The organism is Parolsenella sp., assembly GCF_982402205.1.
Map to the genome: position 1 here is coordinate 1 of NZ_CEVYAT010000082.1, position 7,047 is coordinate 7,047.

8 protein-coding genes and 3 tRNA genes are annotated in these 7,047 nt (G+C 66.1%); all 11 read left to right on the forward strand.

Going from position 1 to position 7,047, the window contains the following annotated elements:
- Positions 1–232 precede the first annotated feature (232 nt).
- A tRNA-Ala gene (locus AC1VTH_RS05420) sits at positions 233–308 on the forward strand.
- Between the two features lie 212 nt (positions 309–520).
- A tRNA-Val gene (locus tag AC1VTH_RS05425) sits at positions 521–595 on the forward strand.
- A gap of 4 nt (positions 596–599) precedes the next feature.
- Positions 600–675 (forward strand) — tRNA-Ala (locus tag AC1VTH_RS05430).
- Positions 676–762: 87 nt separating this feature from the next.
- Positions 763–1,137, forward strand: coding sequence for a VOC family protein (locus tag AC1VTH_RS05435; RefSeq protein WP_481335127.1), 375 nt, complete (start codon positions 763–765; stop codon positions 1,135–1,137).
- A gap of 37 nt (positions 1,138–1,174) precedes the next feature.
- Entirely contained in the window at positions 1,175–3,172 is a 1,998-nt protein-coding gene (locus AC1VTH_RS05440) for an ABC-F family ATP-binding cassette domain-containing protein (protein WP_481335128.1), read from the forward strand.
- On the forward strand, positions 3,165–3,452 hold the full coding sequence (locus tag AC1VTH_RS05445) for a hypothetical protein (protein WP_481335129.1): 288 nt from the start codon (positions 3,165–3,167) through the stop codon (positions 3,450–3,452). The genes AC1VTH_RS05440 and AC1VTH_RS05445 overlap by 8 nt, the downstream gene beginning before the upstream one ends.
- A gap of 19 nt (positions 3,453–3,471) precedes the next feature.
- Entirely contained in the window at positions 3,472–4,170 is a 699-nt protein-coding gene (locus AC1VTH_RS05450) for a site-2 protease family protein (protein ID WP_481335130.1), read from the forward strand.
- A gap of 4 nt (positions 4,171–4,174) precedes the next feature.
- Positions 4,175–4,981, forward strand: a complete 807-nt coding sequence (locus AC1VTH_RS05455) for a segregation and condensation protein A (RefSeq protein WP_481335131.1) — start codon at positions 4,175–4,177, stop codon at positions 4,979–4,981.
- The gene (gene scpB, locus AC1VTH_RS05460) at positions 4,981–5,655 is read left to right on the forward strand and encodes an SMC-Scp complex subunit ScpB (protein WP_481335132.1); all 675 of its coding nucleotides are present in this window, start codon (positions 4,981–4,983) and stop codon (positions 5,653–5,655) included. Before AC1VTH_RS05455 ends, scpB begins: the two co-directional genes overlap by 1 nt.
- Positions 5,645–6,448 (forward strand): pseudouridine synthase, encoded by an 804-nt coding sequence (locus AC1VTH_RS05465; RefSeq protein WP_481335134.1) that lies wholly within the window; start codon positions 5,645–5,647, stop codon positions 6,446–6,448. The genes scpB and AC1VTH_RS05465 overlap by 11 nt, the downstream gene beginning before the upstream one ends.
- Positions 6,449–7,047 (forward strand): histidine phosphatase family protein (locus AC1VTH_RS05470; RefSeq protein ID WP_481335135.1); only part of this gene is annotated, 599 nt, incomplete at its 3' end.

Below are 7,047 nucleotides of genomic sequence, written 5' to 3' on the forward strand. Positions count from 1 at the left end.
AGCTTGGCGTCATCGTGAGCGGGGCCGCCTGCGCCCTGTTCGCCGTGCTCATGCTCAACGACATCATGCCAACCTCAGGTGAGGTGTTCTGCGCTGTCGTCGACCTCGCGCTGTGCCTTGGCGGCTTCGTCAACGCGCGCAAGCTGTCCACGGTCATCGCCTAGTTAGGATTTCTCAACTTTCTCGGTTGACGGGGCGCGCGTCTTTGGTAATATTCTCTTCGCATCAATTCGGGGATATAGCTCAGTTGGGAGAGCGCGTGACTGGCAGTCACGAGGTCAGGGGTTCGAATCCCCTTATCTCCACCACATCTTAGGAGCGGCGACTTCGGTCGTCGCTTTTTTGTTTGCCAAGCCATGTTCTGGACGTCGGAACCAGAATCATGCCATGTCCTGGACGTCGACATCAAAACCAAGTCATGCCTTGGGTGTCAGAATAAATATTTCTCAAAAATGTTCTTGACGGCCTCTAAATCGCCATGCTATCTTAATCATTGCTGCGCACGACGGCAGCTCGAAGTGGGCGATTGGCTCAGGGGTAGAGCACATCCTTCACACGGATGGGGTCGCTGGTTCGAATCCAGCATCGCCCACCACTTCGGGGATATAGCTCAGTTGGGAGAGCGCGTGACTGGCAGTCACGAGGTCAGGGGTTCGAACCCCCTTATCTCCACCATAATCGAGGAGGCCGGGGCATTTGTCCCGGCCTTTTTTGTATCGCACGACGGCACGGAAGTACCAACAAGATAACCAGGAGGGCGTCATGAGCGACACCATCACCAACCCCGTTGAGGCCTTTGGCCTGCACGTTGCCCACGTGGGCATCAACGCCGCGAACGCCGAGGAGGCCTCTCAGATCGCCGGGCTCTTCCAGACCCTCATGGGCCTCGAGCCCAACCCCACGCCCGTCTCCGTCTTCGCCGACACGCTCGTCGAGGTCATGAGCGGCTGCGGCAGGGGAGAGAAGGGTCACATCGGCTTTGGCGTCAACGACATCTTCGCCGCGGAAGAGTGGTTCGAGGGCCGTGGCTTCACCATCAACGAGTCCTCTCGCGCCCTCAACCCCGATGGTTCCACCAAGCTCGTCTATTTCAACGACCAGATCGCGGGATTCGCCATCCACCTCTGCCAGGACTAGCCACGCCACGCCCTTCTCGATCTAAACGGGAGCTCCCTTGATTCTTCTTGCCGACAAGGTATCCAAATCATTCGGCGGCCGCACCCTTTACGAGGGCGCCACGCTGCAGCTCAACGCCGGCCAGCGCTGGGCCCTCGTGGGCCCCAACGGCGCGGGCAAGACCACGCTGCTCAAGATTATCATGGGCGTCGAGACCCCCGACGAGGGAACGGTGAGCTTCCAGAAGGGCACCTCGGTTGGTTACCTCGAGCAGGAGGCCAAGCTCGCCGGCCATGCCACCGCCCTCGAGGAGGTCATGGCCTCCGCCACCGAGATCCGCCATCTGGGAGAGCGCATCTCCGAGCTCGAGGCTGCCATCGCCAACGCCGGCGAGGGCGACGGCCTCGACGCGCTTCTCGAGGAGTACGGCCACGCCCAGGACCGCTTCGAGCGCCTGGGCGGCTACGAGCTCGAGAGCCGCGCCCGCGCCATCCTGTGTGGCCTCGGATTCCCCGTCGACGACCTCGACAAACCCGCGGAGGACTTCTCGGGCGGCTGGCAGATGCGCATAGCCCTCTCCAAGCTCCTCCTGCGCCACCCCGACCTGCTGCTGCTCGACGAGCCCACGAACCACCTTGACCTCGAGAGCGTTAAGTGGCTCGAGCAGTTCCTCTCTGGCTACGACGGGGCCGTGCTGCTCGTGAGCCACGACCGCGCCTTCATGGACGCCTGCGTGAGCCACGTCGCGGCCCTTGAGAACCGCCGCCTCACCACCTACACGGGCAACTACTCCGCCTACCTGCGCCAGCGCGAGGACAACCTCGAGCAGCTCCGCGCCAAGCGCGCCGCCCAGGAGCGCGAGATCGCCCACATGCAGGTCTTCGTAGACAAGTTCCGCTACAAGCCCACCAAGGCCGCCCAGGCCCAGGAGCGCATGAAGCGCATCGAGCAAATCAAGAGCGAGCTCGTGGTGCTTCCCGAGAGCTCGCGCAAGGTGAGCTTCAGCTTCCCCGAGCCCCCGCGCACGGGCGACAAGGTGGTCTCGCTCGAGCACATCCGCAAGGCCTTTGGCGACAACCTCGTCTACGCCGACGCAAACGCCACCTTCTATCGCGGTGACCACGTGGCCCTCGTGGGCCCCAACGGCGCCGGCAAGTCAACCCTCATGAAGCTCGCCCTCGGCTTCGAGAAGCCCGACGCGGGCACGGTCGAGATGGGCCAGAACGTCACGAGCGCCTACTACGCCCAGCACCAGCTCGAGACCCTCATCGAGTCCAACACGGTCATGGCCGAGATGGACGAGGCGGCTCCCGGCTGGACGAGCTCCGAGGAGCGCCGCCTACTCGGCGCCTTTCTCTTCTCGGGCGACGACGTCGAGAAGCGCGTGGGCGTGCTGTCGGGAGGCGAACGGGCACGTCTGGCCCTCGCCAAGATGCTCGTGGCCCCCGACCCGCTCCTGTGCCTCGACGAGCCCACGAACCACCTCGACATCGACTCGGTCGACGTCCTCGAGAAGGCGCTTGTGGACTTCAAGGGCACCATCCTGCTCATCAGCCACGACGAGCACCTCGTGCGCGCGGTGGCGAACAAGGTCGTCGACGTGCGCGACGGGCAGGTCACGATCTATGACGGCGACTACGACTACTACCTTTTCAAGCGCGCCGAGCTCGAGGCTGCCGCCCAGGTGGGCGAGCAGGCCGGCTCCGCCAAGGCCGCCCAGCCCGCGAAGACCCAGACAGCGGCTGCGCCCGCGCAGACCGGCCGCAACGTCAAGACCAAGGAGCAGCGCCGCGCCGAGGCCGAGGCGAGAAATGCCCTCTCCAAGTCGCTGCGCTCCACCAAGAAGCGCCTCAAGGAGGTCGAGGACGCCCTCGAGCCCGCCCACAAGCGCTATGACGAGCTGATGGAGCTCATGGCCTCAGAGGAGCTCTACGCCGATCAGAAGCGCTTTGACGAGTGCCTTGCCGAGTACAACGCGCTCAAGAAGATAATCCCCGCGCTCGAGGAGGAGTGGCTGGAGCTCTCGACCAAGCTCGAGGAGGCCCAGAATGCCTAGCCGCATGGCCGAGAGGGTCTCCTTGGCCCTCAGGGTGTGCGCGTGCGTCCTTCTTGGCCTCGCGGTCTTCATGCTCGTGCCGCTGCCCCAGCTCCGAGGCGCGCAGATCGACCTGGCGCTCGCCGTTACCTCGCTCGAGCCGGACGCCCTCGCAGGCCTTCTCGTGGTGGCAACGCCGCTCGGCACGGCGTTTCGCGGCGACTTTGTGCTGTGCGCCGCTGCCCTTTATCTCATAGACTGGTGTGTTGGACGCGCCTGCAACCCAAGCCGCATGCGCTAGCTGCAAGAGGGAGGCGCCATTGCTGTCGCTCGAACACATCGCCCTGACCGCCCTATCGGTCGTTCTGCTCGTCTTCTCGGCCATCGTCCACGAGGTCGCGCACGGCTACGTGGCGCACCTGTGCGGCGACGACACGGCCAAGGAAGCGGGTCGACTAACGCTCAACCCCGCCAGGCACCTCGACCCCTTTGGCTCGATCGTGCTGCCCATCGTCATGGGCATCATGGGCGGCTTCGTGTTCAGCTACGCAAAGCCGGTGCCCTACAACCCCTACCGCCTCAAGAATCGCAGGCGCGACGAGGTGCTCGTGGCGCTTGCCGGGCCTGCCTCGAACCTTCTGCAGGCACTCGTGGGTGCCGCGGCCTTCAACGGCCTGTGGGCGCTCGTCGAGGCAAACCCGCAGCTCTACTTCTCCGGCCCGTTGGTGCTGGGCATGAGTGCCATTGAGCTTTTGCTCACGGTCTTCTCGAGCTACGTGTGGGTAAACCTCATGCTCGCTTTCTTCAACCTCATCCCGCTGCCGCCGCTCGACGGCTCCAAGGTCGTGTGCTACTTCCTCAAGGGCGAGGCCCTCGAGCGCTACTATCAGGTTCAGCGCTACGCCATGCCCATCCTCATCTTCGTCCTCTACATCTTGCCGCGCCTGGGATTTGACCCGCTGGGCGTCTACCTCAACGCCTGTGTGGGTAACCTCTACAACCTTCTGCTGGGGATGTGATCGGGTGAGCTATCGCGTACAGACCCAGGCCTACTCGGGACCGTTCGACCTGCTCCTGCAGCTCGTGAGCCGCCAGCGCGTCGACATCGGCGCCATCTCCATCTCCGAGGTCGCAGACCAGTACCTCGCCGAGGTGGAGCGCATGGGCGAGCTCGACCTCGACGTCGCGAGCGACTTTGTCCTCGTGGCCTCGACGCTGCTCGACATCAAGGCGGCCTCGCTCGTGCCCCAGGACGTGCCCGCGGCCGCAGACGATGACGAGGACGACGAGTTCTCCGACCTCTCGCCCGACGAGGCGCGCGAGGTGCTCATCGCCCGGCTCATCGCCTACAAGCAGTTCAGGAACGCCGCAGCAGCGCTGGGGGCCCGCATGGAGGCCCAGGCGCGCATGCACCCCAGGACGGCCGGCCCCGGCCCGGAGTTTCTCAACACCATGCCCGACTACCTCGAGGGCATCACGCTGCGAGGGCTTGCCGTCATCTGCGCCGACCTCGACAGCCGGCGCGAGGGATTCCTGCTCGAGGCCGAGCACATCGCGCCAAAGCGCCTGCCCGTGGCACTCACCGTGGCGAGCGTAGACCGCGTGACTCGCGCGAAGCCCCACCTCACGTTCTCGGAGCTGCTCGACGGCGACTCGACGCCCGAGCAGGTGGTCGTGACCTTCCTCGCGATTCTGCAGCTTTACAAGCTGGGCAGCGTGAGGCTCACGCAGGACGAGAACTTCGCCGACATCGACATCGACCGCATCGAGGGGGCGCCGGCCTACGAGGTCGACGCGACCACGCTGGCCGAGCTGGAGGGAGAGTACTGATGAGAGAGCTCGACAAGCTCGATTCGCAGGATATGAGGGGCGCGCTCGAGGCGATGCTCCTGGCGTCGAGCGACCCAGTGAGCGCCACCGACCTCGCGAAGGTCTTGGGAGCCGCCCCCGGCGAGGTCTCCGCTCAGCTCGCCGACCTCGCCGCCGAGTACGCCGACGCAAACCGCGGCTTTCAGCTGCGCGAGGTGGCGGGCGGCTGGAGGCTGTTTACCCACCCCGCCTACCACGACCAGGTCGAGACGCTCGTCATGAGCTGGGACACGAGGCGCCTGTCGCAGGCGGCCCTCGAAACGCTCGCCGTGATCGCCTACCACCAACCGGTCACGCGCGAGGGCGTCAAGGCCATCCGCGGCGTCAACTCCGACGGCGTCATCTCCTCGCTCGTCGACAAGGGGCTCGTGCGCGAGGCCGGCCGCGACCCTCAGCGCGCCCAGGCCATCCGCTACGCAACCACGCAGGCCTTCCTTGAGCGCTTTGGCCTCAAGTCGCTGCGCGAGCTGCCCGACCTGGAGCAGTTTGCCCCCGACGAGGAATCGCGCAAGTTCATCCGCGAACGCCTCTCGGGCCGCTCGATCGAGTCGACCCTCGAGGAGGCCGCGGCAGACTTTGACGAGGAGCGCGAGCTCATAGGCGCCGACGGAGTGGAGGAGAGCGATGACGAATAGCGAGCAGGCCGCGCAGGGGGAGCGAATCGTCCCCATGCGGCTGCAGAAGTTCCTCGCCCGCGCCGGCGTCGCGAGCCGCCGCGGCTCCGAGAACCTCATGACCGCCGGGCGCGTCCGCGTGAACGGCGCGGTCACGACCGAGCTCGGCAGCAAGGTCGACCCGCTCGTCGACGTGGTGACGGTCGACGGCCGCGAGGTGCGCCTGGCCGACGGCTCGGTCTACCTTATGCTCTACAAGCCCGCGGGCTACGTCACTACGATGCGCGACCCCGGCGGCCGCCGCTGCGTGGCGAGCCTCGTTCCCAGCGACCGCTACCCCGGACTCTTCCCCGTGGGCAGGCTCGACCGCGACACGACCGGCCTTCTGCTCTTCACGACCGACGGCGAGGCGGCCCAAGCGCTGCTCCACCCCTCGTTCGAAAAGAAGAAGCACTACCTCGCGCTCGTGCACGGCTGTCTCACCCACGCCGAGGCCAAGGCGCTCGAGGACGGCATCGAACTCGATGACGGCCCCTGCGCCCCGGCGCGCGTCGAAGCCATGCGGATGGGAGATCCCCGCGCCGCCATCTTTGCCGACGCGCCCAAGGGCACCTCGGTCGTGGGCCTCACGATCCACGAGGGCAGAAAGCACCAGGTGAAGCGTATGCTCGAGGCCGTCGGCCATGAGGTCGTGCGCCTGCACCGTGACACCTTTGGGCCGCTGCGCCTCACTGGCATCGAGCCCGGCCAGTGGCGTATGCTCACGGACGGCGAGCGGGCACGCCTGCTCGAGGCGACGAGGGGAGAGCGCTAGATGGCGGAGTTTGGACGTGTGCTGTTCATGCGACACCCGCAGACGGAGTTCAACAACACGGGGCGTCTCTCGGGGCGCATCGACGTCGGCCTGTCCGAGCACGGCCGCGAGCAGGCCTGCCGCGCCGCCGCGGCCCTCGTTGCCTGGCGGCCCGATCGCATCATCACCTCGCCGCTTGCCCGCTGCCACGCCATCGCAGACGCCGCCGCCCGTGAGTTGGGCATCGAGCCCATCGAGGACGAGCGCGTCATCGAGATCGACTTTGGTGAGGCGGAGGGCATCGTAAAGGACCGCCTCGCCGACATGGGCCTCGCGTTTCCCTGGGACATCGTCGACGGTCACTCGGTCGCGGCCCCGCGCGCCGAGACCTTCGAGGCCCTCATCGAGCGCGCCCGCGGCTTTGTCGACTACGTCGCGACCCTGCGTGGCAAGACGGTCGTCGTGACACACGGCGGCTTCTCGCGTGCCGTGTTCGCGGCGGTCTACCGCGAGCCGGTCGAGCTCTTCTGGGACCGCGTGATTCCCAACGTCTCGTCCCAGGTGTTCGTCTCGAACGGCGCGAGGCTCGCGCTGCAGACGGCGGTGCAGCTCCTCAGGCG